Genomic DNA, 16602 nt, shown 5'->3' on the forward strand with positions numbered 1-16602 from the left:
TATTTTTTTTAGGAAAAATCATGTCTCATTTGCATCAAGATAAAAAAATACTTAATCGCATCAAGCGGATTCAAGGACAGGTTACTTCTGTTGAAAAGTCATTATTAACACCTGAAAGCTCTTGTCTTGAAGTATTACAACAAGTTGCAGCAATTAAAGGTGCTGTTAATGGGTTAATGCAGCAACTTCTTGAACAACATTTAAGAGAACATGTATTGAAAGGGGATCAAAATTTTGATGAAGAAGAAATGAAACAGTACTTATTATTATTAGATCGTTATTCAAAATGAGTAGAACAAAATGTTCTACTCATTTTTATTATTAATGGCAGTGACGATCCCCTGTCTTGCTATTCGTGTGGCAGCCTGAAGAATCAGTACCACCTGAATGAGCAAAAGCATTTGTTACCGCAAGCCCCATTAAACATACCAAGATTAGTTTTTTCATGTTGTTCCCCTTTTTTTATTGAACAATAAAATAAGCTTATAATTGTACAACAAACAAACGGAATCTTTCTAAGTCATTAGTCGAAAAAGAGTTATTTAGGCCACTTTTCATGATAGTCATCAATAATATATTCATGGACGTGTACTCCATTGATTCGATGCTGCTGCAAATGCTCATGATCTGGAGGTAAATCATCATGACTGTGGGGTAAAAGAGCCTCATCCTGTGATGGCCACAAACGCATTGCAAGTAATAAAGAAATCGTTGCAATCACTGCCATCGGTATAAAAGTTTGTAATGTTCCTATGTTAGTAGTGAGCCATCCAACCAAGGGATAAGTCACTAACCAGCAAGCATGTGAAAACGCAAATTGCGCTGCGAATAGAGAGGTCCTACTCTCACTCGATGCAGATTTTCGAATCAAACGGCCTGTAGGTGTTTGTGAAACAGAATATCCAATACCAAGCACAAACCAAAGTACAAGCAAACCATTATAAGATGTAATGAAATAACCACTTAACAGCCCAATTACAAGAATTGTTGTTCCCGTCAACATCACTGATCGATCTGGGAACTTATCCAATATCTTAGGCAAAATGAAAGCCGAAAGCATTGAACCAAATCCAAATAAACCAAAAGCCCAAGTAGTCGCATTTTCAGTTAGCTTAAATGTCGATTGAACCAATACCACGGTATTTACAATCACTACAGCGCTTGCTGACGCAATTGCTAAATTGAGAGCAAGCAATGCTTTAAGTCTAGGCGTATTAAAATAAATTTTAGCTCCCTGCTTAATACGGCTATAAACACCTCTAAACGCAGGTACTTTGGCAACTGGTAATTTCGCACTTACCACAAACAAAGCAGAACCGATAAAACCTAATACCGTTCCCAAAAATAAGTTGTGATAACTCATCAAAGTTAATAAAAATGCCGCGAGCATCGGACTAATAATATTTTCTAAATCATAGGCCAATCGTGATAATGATAGCGCATTGGTATAGTCTTTTTCTTCAGGTAAAACATCTGGAATCATGGCCTGAAATGTTGGTGTAAATGCAGCAGAAGCAGATTGCAAAATAAAAATGAGAATATAAATTTGCCAAATTTGTGTCACAAACGGTAGACACAATGCTGTTAATGCTCGAATAACATCTAGCCCAACCAATACTTTTTTTCTTGGTAATCGCTCAGCAAATGCAGATGCTATAGGCGCTACACCGATATAAGCAATCATCTTAATTGCCAATGCAATACCAAGAACTTGGGCTGCTTCCCCCTTTGCAATATCGTACGCCTGTAAAGCTAGGGCGATTGTGATTAACCCCGTTCCGATTAGCGCTATTACTTGGGCCAAAAACAAATGCCGATATGTTGTGTTTTTTAGTACTTCTAGCATCTTATGGATTCCTTTTAGAACCTGACTTCTTTAGCAATTGAATCTCCTTGGAATATTATTCCAAGGAGATTGATCAAAACTTAAAAGACTTTCTTCATTTCACTAAACTGCCCTTCTACAAGTAGAGTTACAGTCACTGGATTTTCCGTACGGTTACGCCAGAACCAACCATGCTTGCCATCAAAAGCTGCCTTTAAGACACCCTGCTGAGTTGTTTCATTCTTTCCTTTTCCATAGCCATGATAGAACCCTTTAGGAGCGTTCACTGGATCACCATGGGTATCATAATTAAGACCACCTCCAACAGCTTTCCAGTCAAAGTTGACACTTGCACTTTGTGGCATCGTCAGTTTCACTTCGGTTGCTTGGCCCGGTTTAAGCTCAATACTAATGCTCTCTTTATTAATAGCAGGCATAATCATTTGAGCATTATCAGTTGCCGTTTGAGTCGAAGTTTCTACTGATATTTGTTCAACACTATTCACTGCCTGTGCAGCATTGATACCATTTTCTGACTCTTCAGTTAGTGATTGTTTGATTTCTCCCATTTTCGTTAAACCAAGCACTTTACCCATACCTGTCGGATCAATTGCATACTCCGCAGGCATGACACAGGTAACTAGCACAATAACGGCACTTACGGCAGCAATTGCTGTTGATTTAATTAACTTTTTTGATGAAGGTAATTCGATATCTTTTGGAATTTCAGCGTTATACATAATTTAGATCCTTATTGAGTAATGAAGCCAGTAAGTTGATAGCCAACAAGTAAAAAACCGAGGAACATGAGGAAGACATTGCTTTGATAAGCTGTTTTAAAGAAATAAGGTGTCTTTCTCCAAAACGTCATTAATAACAAGATGATGCACAGAGCCATAAACTGGCCTAATTCAACCCCAATATTGAATGAGATTAAATTTGCCAACAGTCCATCACTCGGAACTTCATATTCCTGAATTTTTACTGCGAGTCCAAAACCATGAATCAGACCAAAAATTAAAGTCGCGATTTTCGTGTTTGGTTGAAAACCAAACCAACGCTGATAAGCCCCCAAGTTATCTAGAGCCTTATAAACAATCGAAAAACCAATGATTGCATCAATGATGTAGGCGTTTATCGAGATATTGTAATAAACACCCACCAGCATCGTAATCGAATGCCCAAGTGCAAATAGGCTGACGTACAAGCCGATATCTTTCATTCGGTATAAGAAGAAGATAATGCCAACAAGAAATAGTAAATGGTCATATCCAGTGACCATATGCTTCGCACCCAAATAGATGAATGGAATCACATGAATGCCATAAATTTCTTGAATATAGCCCTTATCACCTTCCGCTACTCCATGAGCAAAAAGTGTAGGGCTTACCAATGTAATGAATAAAGCAAGTAATAGCTTTATGTAAGCACTTAATTTCACAATGTGTGAAGCAATAATTTGCATGTATATCAAACTCCAAAATTTAAAATGAATTGAAAATCCATTAACTTTTTGGGCGGTTTAAAAATACGACTCACCATCAGATAAACATATTCTTTTGACCAATCTAAAATCGAAATCCCTTTTAAGAGATGAGCTAAAGCGGCCGATTTAAGTACGTCATAGCCAACAAAATGTTCATAGTAATTATCTTGGTGACTATGTGAATGTTGTTGGCTTATCTCATGATGGTGAGAGTTAATTGCATCAATTGAAACGTGTCTCTGAAATTCATTTTCAGTTACATGCTCTTTAAAGTGCAAACATAAAGCGAGACTGATCATGCAGACTAGCAACATCATCACAAATTTGTTTTGTTTATCTCGCAATATATTTGTCATTAAAGATGCCCCTAAACAACCTGTTTAGCAGCTTCGTTTGATTTTCTTGACCTACCTTGGTTAAACCACACATATAAGGTTGGCAAAATAATCAAAGTCAGTAAGGTTGATGAAATAATCCCACCAATAACAACAGTTGCAATTGGGCGCTGAACTTCAGAGCCAATGCCTACGTTTAAGGCCATCGGAATAAAACCTAATGAAGCGACTAAAGCTGTAATCAACACGGGACGGAGTCTTTCCATTGCACCATGTTTCACTGCATCAATGACACTTTCACCTTGAACTCTAAGTCGCTGAATGGCTGAAACAAGAACCAAACCATTCAGCACAGCAACACCCGATAAGGCAATGAAACCCACAGCCGCAGAAATTGAGAATGGAATATCACGTAGTGCTAAAGCAATCACACCACCTGTTAGTGCAAATGGCACACCTGTGAATACCAAGATACTGTTTCTAACATTACCTAAAGCCATATAGATCATGGCAAAGATCAGAATTAAAGCAATCGGTACTACAACCATAAGACGATTTGAAGCAGATTCCATTTGCTCAAACGTACCGCCCCAAGTCAGCCAATAACCATCTGGTAATTTAAAATCAGCATTCAGCTTAGATTGTGCTTCTGAAATGTAACTACCAATATCAGTTCCACGAACATTTGCTGTAATGACGATACGCCGTTTACCATTTTCGCGAGAAATCTGGTTTGGTCCTTGAACGTTTTTTAACTCGATCAATTCTGATAAAAGAACACTCGAACCATCAGCTAAGCTCACAGGAATCTGATACAGCTTTTCTAGATCTGTTACCGAGTTTTGATCCATACGTACCACAATGTCGAACTTTCGATCTCCTTCAAACACCTTACCTACTGTCTCACCTGTGATTAGGCTAGAAACCTGTTTTTGTACATCCTCTGCATCAAGCCCATAGTTGGCAATCATGTCTTTTTTCAGCTCAACAGAAACCATGGGTAAACCAGACATCTGTTCGACTTTAAGATCAGCAGTACCTTTGACTCCCTCTAAAATCTTAGCGGCAGCGTTTGCTGATTCAAGCAACTGCTCTAAATCATCACCATAAATTTTTACGGCAACATCTGTTCGGACACCTGAAATAAGTTCGTTAAAACGCATTTGAATCGGCTGTGTAAACTCATAATTGTTTCCATATACGCCTTTAGATACGCGTTCAATTTCAGCAACAACCGCAGACTTTTCCTTATCAGGATTAGGCCACTGACTACGAGGTTTCAGCATGACAAAGTTATCTGCTACGTTAGGTGGAACAGGATCAGTCGCAATTTCAGCAGTCCCCACTTTGGCAAAAATAGTCTGAACTTCTGGAATTTTCTTAATCTCTTTTTCTAACGTGTATTGCATTTCAATTGCTTGAGTCAACGACGTACCAGGGATACGCAAGGCATGTAGTGCTACATCTCCCTCATCCAAGGAAGGTATAAACTCTGAGCCTAAACGAGTCGAAAGACTTGCACTAAAAACAAAGAAAATAGAGACAAAAGCGATTAGCAAATATCTGTGATTTAAAGACCAATCTAGAATTGGGTTATAAAATCTTTTGATGCCATGGACGATTTTTGACTCTTCTTCTTTAATTTCACCAGTAGTGACCAATGCCACCATTGCAGGGACAAACGTAATTGAAAGAATCATTGCTGCCACTAAAGCCATAACCACTGTTGCAGCCATTGGTGTAAACATCTTTCCTTCAACACCAGTCAGAGTCATTACAGGTAGATACACCAAGATAATGATCAATTGACCATAGAGAATCGCTTTGCGGGATTCTTTAGTCGCCTCAAACACAGTCGTAAAGCGTTCTTGCCTTGTTAAAACTCGCCCAAGCTCTTTTTGTTTAATTGCCAACTTTGCTAAGGAGGCCTCAACAATTACAACAGCACCATCTACAATAATCCCGAAATCTAGTGCCCCAAGACTCATAAGGTTGGCACTAATTTTCTGGTTCACCATACCTGTGATTGTCATCAACATTGATAATGGAATAACTAGAGCTGTAATCAGCGCGGCACGGAAATGACCAAGAAATACAAACAGAACAACGATTACCAGAATCGCACCTTCTAGAAGATTCTTTTTCACCGTCTGTATCGTTGCATCAACCAAAGTTGTACGGTTATAGACCGCTTTTGCTTCTACACCTTCTGGTAATGATTTTTGAACTTGCTGTAGTTTTTGATCAACAGCATGAGCAACATTTCGTGAGTTCTCACCGATAAGCATGAATGCTGTACCCAGTACAATTTCTTGCCCATCTTTAGTTGCGGCACCTGTACGTAATTCGTGACCAATAGATATTTTGGCAACATCTTTCAATCTGAGGATATAACCATTGCTCGTCGTAATCGGGATATTCTGGATTTGCTCAATTGAGTTAATTTGAGAATCAGAACGAATCAAATACTGTTCACCATTTTTCTCAATATACCCCGAGCCTTTATTCATGCTGTTCTTAGAGATAGCCTCTAAAATCGCTTTCTGATCCAGCCCTATGCTACGTAAATAAGCATAATCAGGTTGAACTACAAATTGTTTGAGATAACCACCAATGGTATTGATTTCATTAACACCCTCTACATTTCGAAGCTGAGGTTTAATCACCCAGTCTTGTAAGGTGCGTAATTCCGTTGGTGAAAGTGGATTAGGATTGTTCTTGGCATTTTCAACGGTATACATGAAGATTTCGCCAAGTCCTGTAGAAACAGGCCCCATAGAAGTTGCAATTCCAACGGGAAGATTTGGTGTCACCCCTTGTAGCTTCTCATTCACTAATTGTCGGGCAAAATAAATATCCGTCCCTTCTTTGAAAATTGCCGTCACTTGTGACAGGCCATACCGAGAGACTGATCGGGTATAGTCTAAATTTGGAATACCAGCCAAAGCCGTTTCAATAGGATAAGTCACCTGAGACTCCATCTCCATTGGAGAGAGTCCTTGAGCTTCACTATTAATCTGAACTTGTACATTCGTAATATCGGGAACAGCATCAATTGGTAGCTTAAAATAGTTATAGGCCCCCAATGCACCGACAAATAGGAATACGATGAGTACAAGCCAACGATTCTTAATCGAGAGTTTAACAATCTGATCAAACATATTCGCTACTCCCCTTAATGGTCATGAGTAGCGCCAGATTTACCTAGCTCTGCTTTTAAAAGATATGAATTTCCTGCGGCATAAACCTGTCCTATTCGTAATCCAGATTTAACTTCCACATACCCATTGTATTTATCGCCAAGCTCCAGAGGTCGAGCTTCAAAATCGTTACCAACACGAATGAATACCACGTCCCAATCACGGAAATTCTGTAACGCATCTTCACGTACAACCATTGGCTTTTGACTTTGATTTTCAAAAATTTGAGCCGTGATTAACTGTCCAGAACGCCACTTAAACTGATTTGGTATCTCAATAAATACCTTCGCTGTACGTGTTTTAGTATCGATGACATCACTAATATATTTGATCTTGCCCAATGCCTCTTCTGTGCCTGTCGGACTTTGAGGTTTAACTTTGACTCTGTTTGTAGGGTTTATAGCATTAAGCTTGTCAGCAGGAACATTTACTACCGCCAAGAGTTGCGAAGTATTTGCGATTTTAAAAATAGGGGTTGAAGCGCTTACATTAGATCCAACAGCACCAAGGACTTCTAATATTGTTCCAGACATTGCAGCACGAACTTCAACAGTACCATTACTAGAACCACCATAAGAGTTGATTAAGTTATTCAACTCATTTGCACGAGTTTGTGCTGCGTCAAAGTCTCGTTTTGCTGAAATATAATCAATTTCAGGTGATACACGCTTTTGCCATAGCGCTCGTTCCTGTTCCATTTTTTGACGAGCAAACTGTAGGCTGTCCAAAGCAACTTTACGATCGGCATTCAAACGAATTACATCTTGGCTTTGAACTACAGCAAGTAAGTCTCCCTGACTCACCTTATCACCTAGATTACGGTAAGTTTTGATCAATGTCCCACTGGCTTTAGGCGTAATAAAGCTTTCAAAATTATCAGGAAACTTCAGTTCGCCTTTTAACTCCAAAGCATTTTCAAACATCTTTGATTCAACTTTTAAAAGCTCTAATCCACTGCTCTTAATACTACTGTCCAACATGGTGACACGGCCTTCCTTCGTATCCCATTTCCAAGTATGCTTTTTCCCTTGATAATCAACGTTTATCATCATTAAAAAGGAATGTGGCTCGTAAACAATTTCATTCCCAATTAAGTAATCACTCTCAGGTTGAAATTGAATATTTTGCTCGGCATCCAAACGTTTGATGTAGATATTTGCTGTTAAGTCTTCAGGTTTAAGTAGTTTATCTTTCAAATACCCATAAACACGGAGGTGTGGTTCCACTCCTTCCTCAAATATCTTGACCTCAGCAGAGAAATCTCCATCTCGATATAAACGACCACCGTGAGGCCCTTTCTCATCTCCAGCCACAGCTACTTTTTCTTCGGCGACCTCACCATGTGCGCTCGCTTGTGTTTTATTGCCCGATTTATACCAAGCAATTGCACATAAGACGATAAGTAAGGCAACGACACCAGTTGCAATCAATGTATTGGTTTGTTTATTCATATTCTTGCCCTTATTCTTGATCTAAATGAGTAATGTAGTTACGTTCGACATCTGCAATTTCAGTTTGCAAAGCCAACCACATATCGAATCGAGCAAGATGTTTGTCTAACCAAATTTGCTTAATATTATTGAATTCAAGTAAAGAGTTTTTCCCTGCTTGGTATCCCATTTCAGCAATTCGGAGACTCTCATTTGTTGCGGGCAAAACCGTTTGATCATATTGCTTAATCGCATCAATCAAGTTGGAACCTCAATAGCCTTGTTTTCCAATTCAATTTTAGAATTACGATTCACAAGCACCGACTGTGTTTCTGCTTTCGTATGCTCTGCTTGAGCGATCGCAATATTGCCTTTATTTCGACTAAAAATATTGAGGGGTATTGATGTCGAAACCTGAAAGACTTTGTCATTGGTTTCTTGGTAGTTTCTAACCCCTACTCCCAAAGTAATATCTGGTATTGCTTCTTTACGAGCCAACTCAAACTGAGCTTTTTTCAGCTTTGAACTTAAAGTTGCTTCTTGCTCAGACAAACTTATTTTGTCTGTGAAATTAAAGCTTAGCGGAACCTCCAATGCACTACTGGGCAGGTTGGAAGTGAACTTAGAACATAGATTTTTCTGGAACTGAATCTTCTTCACTTCATTTTGATGGCGCAATTTCGACTCAGATGAAAGTGCTATGCTTAGTTGAGCATCGGAAGGAATTACTCGCCCGTACTTAAGACGTTCGGAAAGAACGTTAGCTTGTCTGGCATTCAATTTACTCTCAGAAGAATAAATTTCAGCACGCTGAGTAGCTACATACCAGTTCGCCATACAGATTCTTAAATCTGCTTTGAGTTCAGCCTGACGCTTTGCTATTTCGAACTGATTACGATCACCTTGAAAACTCGCAATCTGTTTTCTCAAGGAAAGTTTATTACTGAGGGGGATCTCTTGTGATAGCCCCAGCAAGGTTGTTGGGCCATCCAAATCTTTCAATTTTGAATTACCGAGATTATCCAACTCCATATTGAAAGTCGGATTAATTAATCTGCCAGCAAACTTTTGATTGATTTCATAAGCTTGCTCGGACTGCTGTAAGCTATTGAGTACAGCATCATTTGCGATTACCTGCTTTTGTAGTTCTGCATAATTCGTTTCTGCGAATACATTTGCTGCTGTTGCTACAAATCCACAGGTAAGAAATATCTGATATTTTTTAGACATGACTTTACCTATACAAAAAAATTAAAAACTATTTTTTGTATAGAAAGATCAATTACGTAGGACGATTAAATCTTTAGAGAAAGTATAAGAATTACTAAATACTAGAGGGGATCGCCGCTTTAAAAAGACTCGATAAACGGGCTTTTCAAAAAGCTGGAAAAAGAATAAAACTAGTGGAAGTGCGAAACTAAGAATAAAGATTGGATCTATGCTGAAATCACTATCAGAAGAAATTGGCTTTACTGAATGATGATAGATCGGCTCATCAAAATTCTTCCACGTATGTGCTTCTGCATCATGATCAGCAGAACTTTTTAGAGAATCATCTGAGTGCTGTAAAGACCAATGACTAGAAGCATCATCCTCTACAATGATACTCAACTCATGCTGATGTTCAATATTTTCAAGTAGAACAGGCGCCCACGCATGAACTCCCGTAATTGTTATGGTAAACAAAAACAGGACAAATGCGAGTATAAGCTTAGAAAACCTACTTGAACGCATAGTCATGAACATACTTCTGATTTGCTACCAAAATACTAAAAAGCGTTATTAAAGTAAATCCATCTCTCAAAAATTCTAGGAGTGAGTATTTTCTTATCTACAGTCCAAAATCTGCAAAAAAAAGAGTACAAGTACTCTTTTCTAACTAGGTCCATTTCAATTGAGAGCCTGCACAGAATGCTGCAACCCTTTCTGAATGTCTTGAACATGAGTTAAATCACTAAGCTGCTGACCCTGCTCTGGTTTTGGTTCATTGATATAAAACTCCTCAACAATATCCAGTCCCTCCTCACCTCCTACCTCAAATCTGGCATTACCATAACCTAGCCTTGCCACATGATCTAAAGCCTCCTGATAAAACCCTGCTGTCTTGCTTTGTCCATCGATCTGTTTGGCTGAAGTAATGGCTTCTTGTAGATTGATTCCATCACGTAAGGTTAAGTCCACGTAATAAATTGGGGTACGGTAACTTTGCGTTGTGCTTTTTCCTCGTAAGGTCAGTTGCAATGGCAAACATGAAAGTAAATCACCTGAAGCCGCATGGTAATAACGAAGCCGTGCAGCTAAGGTACGAATGCTATTGAAACCTGTAGTCCTAAAAATGAATGTACCCAACTCATCCGACTCATCTAGATTGACGTAAAGCCGCCCATAAGGCTTGCAGTGTCCACCTTGGGCCAAGGGGCATAAATCAGGTGATGGACATGGATGCTGTTCAACCCCGTTTTGTCCAAGTCGCTGACAGGTTTCACCATTACCAGTACAGATGGGCCGACCAGTTTGTCGGTCGAATAGAGTGTACTCAGCTCGCAAGTTGAGTTCAGGATCATTAAAAATCATCCGGACAGGAATGGTTCTGAGTTTCTGGTTTTGTGCCTTGGCTCTTAGCTGCTCATCCAGTGGGTGTTTCACCCAGCCATCCTTATTCTGAATTTGGCTAGTAATCGTAAATTGATCATCTTTTTCAGGCAGACGTTTACCATTCTTTTCGACCACTTTACCGATACTAATTCTGCCGAGTATTGGCGGTGTAATCGCTAAACCTTTGATCATGTTGTTTGTCCTATAAGTAAAATTTTACTGATTACCCCTTGCTATGTAAGTAAACAGAAATATGAAAAGCTACGACTTCGCAAAAACCGCCATTGTTGGTCTACCGCTCCTTCGGGAGTCGGTAGATCGGGGGTGGTTTTTTTGCGCTTTTGGGAAGAATGGATATTTCATGCATATATAGTTAGCGATATAGATGCATGGTTTTGATCGGGTCAGTCATCATTGCTATAGATTTGAAAACGTCGTGTCCCCACCTTGTTTTGTGGAAACTCATTGATTAGTTCAGGATGCATTTTCAATACAGCCTTATTATCTAAAGCAATGGAGTCTTTAGATCGTTTCCACGTCACTGAACCATTGGCAAAAGTTGCTCGTTCAGCATCTTTCATTAACATCTGAATTTGATGCTTAGTTTCATCAAAGCTGTTTTGGTGTTTTTCAATATGATGCTTTTCTTGAATCAGTTGAGCAAACAACTGATTGGCTTGTTCATTTTGACTGAGATCTTCGACACTGAGTGGAATATGTTGAGGATAGAGTTGCTGAATGGCTTTAGCTGCCGATTCACTGGCATCGACTGAAGGTGGCGTGTCATTTTCCACACACTCCCAAAAGTATCGCTCTGCATTCACAATATGTTGAATGACTGATTCACTGCGTGCCACTTTATAGATACGAGTTTCATGACCACAGATCAGCACACAAATATGCGCTGCCTTTTTGCCTGTTACAGCGAGTTGATGTTGCACCTGACACAATACGTATAAAGGCACACCATCTCGCCATAACTTTGCTCCATATTCCCCTGCGGTTTTGCATTCTAAAATCTGTACTTCCTCACTACCTACCACCGAGTAATCTAAGTTAGCCAGCATAAAATGCTTATCCTCATCAGGATGTTGTAGTACGGCATTGATACGACGAACTTTGTTGTTGGTATGCATGCTGTAGTATTCAGCGACCAAAGGTTCAAGTTGTTTACCCCAATATAAAGGGGCATGACCTGTGCTTTCATCTTCAATGGATTGTTTAACTCGACCTGTCTTGATCATCCACAGTTCTAGCATCGACATATAGGGATTAAGTCCACAGGCTGCGGCACAGTCACTACTGCCAATACCTTGGCGTCTGACTTCAAGCCATTCTGCTTGAGTCATATTCTTTGTATTGACCAAGCGTTTGGCTGTGAATAATTTTGGGGCAATAAATGGGGTACTTGCCTGTTGCATAGATGGATTTAAAATTGCGGTATTCATATTGAAGTCCTGATTATTTTGCTATGTAAAATGATGGGGATCACAAAAAATGGGCATAAAAAAACCACAGCCGAAGCTATGGTTTTAATAATTTTTAAAATTCGAAATTCCATTTAAAAATGCTTAGTTAGGTCTAACTTTCCATGATTGAAAAATGTATATTCCGCACTATGCAAGCATGTTAAGTGCCTGTTCCAATCCTCGTTGTTTGATCGATGCGCCAGCACCAAACCAAGCTGAATCAAGCCGGTGATCGGTACTCATGGCACGACGTTCGTGGTCTATAAATTCTGTGATTGAACACAGTAATCCATAGGCTGTTCCTTTGGCTGAACTTAGCTCCGCACCTCGTCCTTGACCATTAAACATTTCCATAGCTCGACTCATCGATTTGGCATTTGGTTCAGCTTTGTCCTTGCCATTGGCTTGGGCTTGTAAGGCTACATCACGGTAGAACTGGATGATGTTGTCCTCCTGATCCACCACGTTGTTCATTGTGCTGTTATTGAACACGGCATCAAAGTAAGCGGATGCTTCCATCTGACTCACTTTACGTTGTGTCAGTTGCTTCATTTCATACATGTGTTCATCCCATGCACGTACTGAAATACCGAGTTGCTGTTTGACCTTATCAGCATCAAATTTAGTACTGTGTGGAACTTTGACCACACCTGCACTGCTGTTCTGTCCTTTTAAGGCAATCGCTAAAGTATTGTTGCACACTACTCGGATCGAGGTAAATTGTGCGGTGGTGGCAAGGGTTCCGTCACATGCTGTTGCCAAGAGCATATAGCCATTACTGACATCTTTGCCCTTCAACATGGATGTTTGCCCTGTACGTGCTAGTGCCCAGAATTTCTTGCCACCTTTGAGTACACCTGCGGTTTCAAGTTCAAAACCTGATTGCTCGGTGAGGTCACGATAGAATTCTAAAATCTCTCTCGGTTGCACTTCCTGAAAGCGTTGACTGACGACTGACAGTGGAGCATGGGTATCAGAGCGATATAAAACTCGTTGTTCTTCATAAGGCATGATGATGCTTTGCCCACGGTCATTCTGCGCCATATAACTGACATTAGAAGATTCAATCCGCCAATCCATACCTGCCTGCTGTGCCCAGACTTCAATCGGTTGGTTTTGTGTCAGTTGATTCCCTAGTCCGTGCCAAGGGGTTTCTCCGACATACGCCATTTGTTCAAGTTGATGTGCCATAGTTTTATTCCTTTTAATTTGAAAATGAAATTTGAATTTGTGTGGTTACTAACGATCTTTAATGCAAAAGGTGCGCTGGAAACTTTTGGTAGCAGTTGTGGCAGAAGCATAAATTCTGCTGTGGTGGTGTGCTTTGTTCGGTAAATGAATTCAACACACTGCCGAGTACCGTTCCTGCTATTCCACCGACAATCGGTGGCAGATTGAAAGACTTTGCGACCGTGGTTCCCAATGCACCCAATGTGGTCGGTGTGACCAAATTGGTTAAGGTCGTATTTGATTGTTGTGTACTTGCTTCAACCAATATCACATTCGTTGAATGGCAAAAGGGACAGCTCAAGCTCATAGCTCGACTCCTTAAATTTTGTGCATAAAAAAAGCCTGCTCGATGGCAGACTTTGTTTTCATATTTTCATGAAGAACTCAAAAGAGTTTCATGATTCTCATTAGGATATTATGTGTCTGAAATTATTTGGAATAACTTTTAATTTACTAATTCAATTAGTAAATAATCTCTCCAATTTTTTATTTCAAATACAACTATCAATATTATTCCAACACTCAAGCAGGTTTAAGCTGATGAGTACGATTAGGCTGTGCTGAATCAGGTTTGGCAAGTTCCCTATAAATCTCTAATTGACGATTAATTTCATTAATTTTTGGCTGTAGATCAACTGATATAAAATTACTTGACTCATCAATAGCCACCCAACCAGCTTGAACCTTTTCCATTTCATTACCTTTTTGCAACTTATGTAATATCCATTGGTTCAGATGATAGGCACGCATATAAGCTTCATGTTGATAGATCAATAAAGTACTAAAAGTAATAATACGATCAGCATTATTCAACATATGAGTTTCAAAACTTTGTAGCTGTTTGAATAGCACATTTGTTCGATGAACCAATAAATTTTCATTGAACCACGCTGCGAATTCAATGAGTAATTTCACTACGATATCTCTCTGATTACACAAGGCTTCTCGATTCATACTATTTGCACCTGTAGAACCAGCAACCCCTCCCATATATGCACCAATACCACTCGCAACAATGACTCCAACACCACCTGTAGCAAGACCTGCTAATGCGCCGAGTAGCATTGACCCTGTCATTGCACCTCCAGCAATTGCAGCAGTTTCTTTGCCAACATTTTTTAAGTATTGCTCGCCATCCACTTTACCTGAATTAAAATCACCATAATTACGATATGCCGCTAAACCAATCGTTAATAGTGGGATTGGTAGCATATCTCCTACATCCGCAAAATCTGAAACTTGCTCTAGTCCTACACCAGTAGTTTCCTGAACAGCTTCATAGCTTAAAGTGGTATCCACTAACACCATCGGATGATTACCTAGCTGCTCTGCAAGTTCACTGTTCACAATCACTGGAATATCTGGATACTTATCAAAATGACTTAATACATAATCAGCATCCATTGAGCACTTAACTTGCATCGGTGTGCCATCAACAATCAAATCATAACCAGCTTGGTTTGCGCTATCGGGAAATTCAACTGTATGTCCTTGTTGTTGTAAATTCAGTGCAACCTGTTGTTCAGCAACATAACCAGTTAAACGAGTCACTGCTCCTGCACTATCTAGTGTATTCGCTGAAATGTCTTGTAAAGTATTTAAGTTTTCAGGATTTCCTTTTGATGCAAAGCTCAATGCATCTAATACAGATGGATCAATATGTGCATAATCCCAAATTAATCCTAAAGAATATGCGGATGCCGTTAAGCCCACACCCACCTTTAGCCCTTGATCAGATAATATTTTTTCTAGCTCTTTTTGTGCTTTTTGATTTTGGTTAAGACACTCAACAATTTTTTTATTTTTCAAAAGTTTTGGTGCACTCGCAATAATTCCTTCACTATATGGAATCTGCGAATCACGCCCTCCAAAAAATGTACCAACTCCCTTACTAAAACTATTTAGCCCACGTCCCATGTCAGCTAAGAAATTCGTATCTTCAGGACGAGTTGCAATAACGTCTTCTGGTAAAAGGGCTGTTATAGCACGATTGAGTAGATTCCCTTGTAATGCTCTATCTTTCGCATCGTCTATAGAGCAAAGTAAATATACAGCATATTGCAAATCACCAAACTCTCCTTTTTCCTGATTATAGATAACATTCTTCCGCATTATTAAACATTCAAGATAATCAAAATATAATGTTTCTTGATAAGAACAATGCTCAAAATAGTACTCAAACTTTTCTATAGCGCTAGTATAGATTTGACTACGTTTGTACACTATCGCCTGTGCTTTAATGACAGCATTGCTAGGCTCACGCTCAAATAAAATTTTTAAGATCTCTCGACTAATCTGTAAATGTTCACTTTTTTCAATCTTCGATAAATACCGACTGACTAATTCAGAAATATTCATCGACGCTTGATGCTTGAGTTTGAATAAAATACATTGCTCTAACCAAGCATAATTTTTTGCATGCCCCTGATAGTGAGGGATAAATACTGTTTCAATCAATTCAACCAATTCTAAAGCAACGCCAATTTCCTCAGATGAATTGATAGAAAATTCCCATTTTTGTGGAATAGTCACACTAAATAAGCGAGAGAAAAACCCCGAATTAAGATCAGCTTTTTCTTGAGTAACTAACATCAACATATCTTCTGGAGTAAGTGTATGTTTTTGAGTTTTAATTCTATCTAGTCGTACTTTAAGTAATTTAAAATTCATATATCCCCCTAATTTTTTGAATTTTCAGATAATTTACTATTTTAGACACCAGAATTATATTACTTAAAATTGAAAAAGTACTAGTGTATTAAAAATAATAAAATTATTGATTTATTTATATATTTTCATAACCTCGATTGACTAAACTCACCCTTAATTTTATCATTCGACTGCTGACCTACATCGTCAGTCGGTTTTGACAGACCGTTTACAAAAGGCGCACAACAACGCTGTGATGGTTTTGTGCGTTCTCTTAAGTCACGCCTTTACGGTGAGACTGGGAGGGGCACGCTTGCGTGCGCTGATTTCCTTTTGTATCAGTCTGTCAACCCGCCCAGTCTTGCCACCATTATTTGACAGTA

General features: G+C 39.1%; 14 protein-coding genes and 1 pseudogene. 1 reads left to right on the top strand and 14 read right to left on the bottom strand.

All coding sequences use genetic code 11. The features are described from left to right. Nucleotides 1–20 precede the first annotated feature (20 nt). Nucleotides 21–290, top strand: a complete 270-nt coding sequence (locus CSB87_RS05160) for a metal/formaldehyde-sensitive transcriptional repressor (protein ID WP_000018740.1) — start codon at nucleotides 21–23, stop codon at nucleotides 288–290. 31 nt (nucleotides 291–321) lie between these two features. Here CSB87_RS05160 and CSB87_RS05165 read toward each other — a convergent pair whose 3' ends face one another. The 14 genes and pseudogenes from CSB87_RS05165 to CSB87_RS05230 form a co-directional block, all read right to left on the bottom strand. Then, nucleotides 322–447, bottom strand: a complete 126-nt coding sequence (locus tag CSB87_RS05165) for a YHYH domain-containing protein (protein WP_000733641.1) — start codon at nucleotides 445–447, stop codon at nucleotides 322–324. A 91-nt stretch (nucleotides 448–538) separates the two neighbouring features. Continuing rightward, nucleotides 539–1846 carry an MFS transporter gene (locus tag CSB87_RS05170; RefSeq protein ID WP_000895211.1) on the bottom strand — a complete coding sequence of 436 codons (1308 nt, stop codon included), beginning with the start codon at nucleotides 1844–1846 and terminating at the stop codon, nucleotides 539–541. 80 nt (nucleotides 1847–1926) lie between these two features. Continuing rightward, complete coding sequence (locus tag CSB87_RS05175) at nucleotides 1927–2565, bottom strand: hypothetical protein (RefSeq protein ID WP_000282061.1); 639 nt, start codon at nucleotides 2563–2565, stop codon at nucleotides 1927–1929. Between the two features lie 11 nt (nucleotides 2566–2576). Further along, a complete protein-coding gene (locus tag CSB87_RS05180) occupies nucleotides 2577–3290 on the bottom strand; it encodes a HupE/UreJ family protein (protein WP_001165581.1) in 714 nt (237 codons plus the stop codon). 5 nt (nucleotides 3291–3295) lie between these two features. Then, nucleotides 3296–3667, bottom strand: coding sequence for a hypothetical protein (locus CSB87_RS05185; protein WP_000181823.1), 372 nt, complete (start codon nucleotides 3665–3667; stop codon nucleotides 3296–3298). An 11-nt stretch (nucleotides 3668–3678) separates the two neighbouring features. Continuing rightward, nucleotides 3679–6807, bottom strand: coding sequence for an efflux RND transporter permease subunit (locus CSB87_RS05190; RefSeq protein WP_031953170.1), 3129 nt, complete (start codon nucleotides 6805–6807; stop codon nucleotides 3679–3681). Nucleotides 6808–6821: 14 nt separating this feature from the next. Next, nucleotides 6822–8297 carry an efflux RND transporter periplasmic adaptor subunit gene (locus CSB87_RS05195; protein WP_031953172.1) on the bottom strand — a complete coding sequence of 492 codons (1476 nt, stop codon included), beginning with the start codon at nucleotides 8295–8297 and terminating at the stop codon, nucleotides 6822–6824. Between the two features lie 10 nt (nucleotides 8298–8307). Next, nucleotides 8308–9506, bottom strand: a pseudogene (locus tag CSB87_RS05200) (TolC family protein). A gap of 48 nt (nucleotides 9507–9554) precedes the next feature. Further along, complete coding sequence (locus CSB87_RS05205; RefSeq protein ID WP_002086797.1) at nucleotides 9555–10010, bottom strand: hypothetical protein; 456 nt, start codon at nucleotides 10008–10010, stop codon at nucleotides 9555–9557. Nucleotides 10011–10166: 156 nt separating this feature from the next. Then, nucleotides 10167–11063, bottom strand: coding sequence for a hypothetical protein (locus CSB87_RS05210; protein ID WP_000589670.1), 897 nt, complete (start codon nucleotides 11061–11063; stop codon nucleotides 10167–10169). Nucleotides 11064–11275: 212 nt separating this feature from the next. Beyond that, entirely contained in the window at nucleotides 11276–12319 is a 1044-nt protein-coding gene (locus CSB87_RS05215) for a YqaJ viral recombinase family protein (RefSeq protein WP_001090272.1), read from the bottom strand. A 168-nt stretch (nucleotides 12320–12487) separates the two neighbouring features. Continuing rightward, nucleotides 12488–13531 (bottom strand): DUF932 domain-containing protein, encoded by a 1044-nt coding sequence (locus CSB87_RS05220; protein WP_000951122.1) that lies wholly within the window; start codon nucleotides 13529–13531, stop codon nucleotides 12488–12490. Between the two features lie 58 nt (nucleotides 13532–13589). Next, nucleotides 13590–13877 (bottom strand): hypothetical protein, encoded by a 288-nt coding sequence (locus CSB87_RS05225; protein ID WP_000058781.1) that lies wholly within the window; start codon nucleotides 13875–13877, stop codon nucleotides 13590–13592. A 215-nt stretch (nucleotides 13878–14092) separates the two neighbouring features. Continuing rightward, on the bottom strand, nucleotides 14093–16240 hold the full coding sequence (locus CSB87_RS05230; RefSeq protein WP_001009680.1) for a glycine zipper family protein: 2148 nt from the start codon (nucleotides 16238–16240) through the stop codon (nucleotides 14093–14095). Between the last annotated feature and the right edge of the window lie 362 nt (nucleotides 16241–16602).

The organism is Acinetobacter sp. AR_0276 (assembly GCF_003000705.1).
Lineage (GTDB): Bacteria > Pseudomonadota > Gammaproteobacteria > Pseudomonadales > Moraxellaceae > Acinetobacter > Acinetobacter nosocomialis.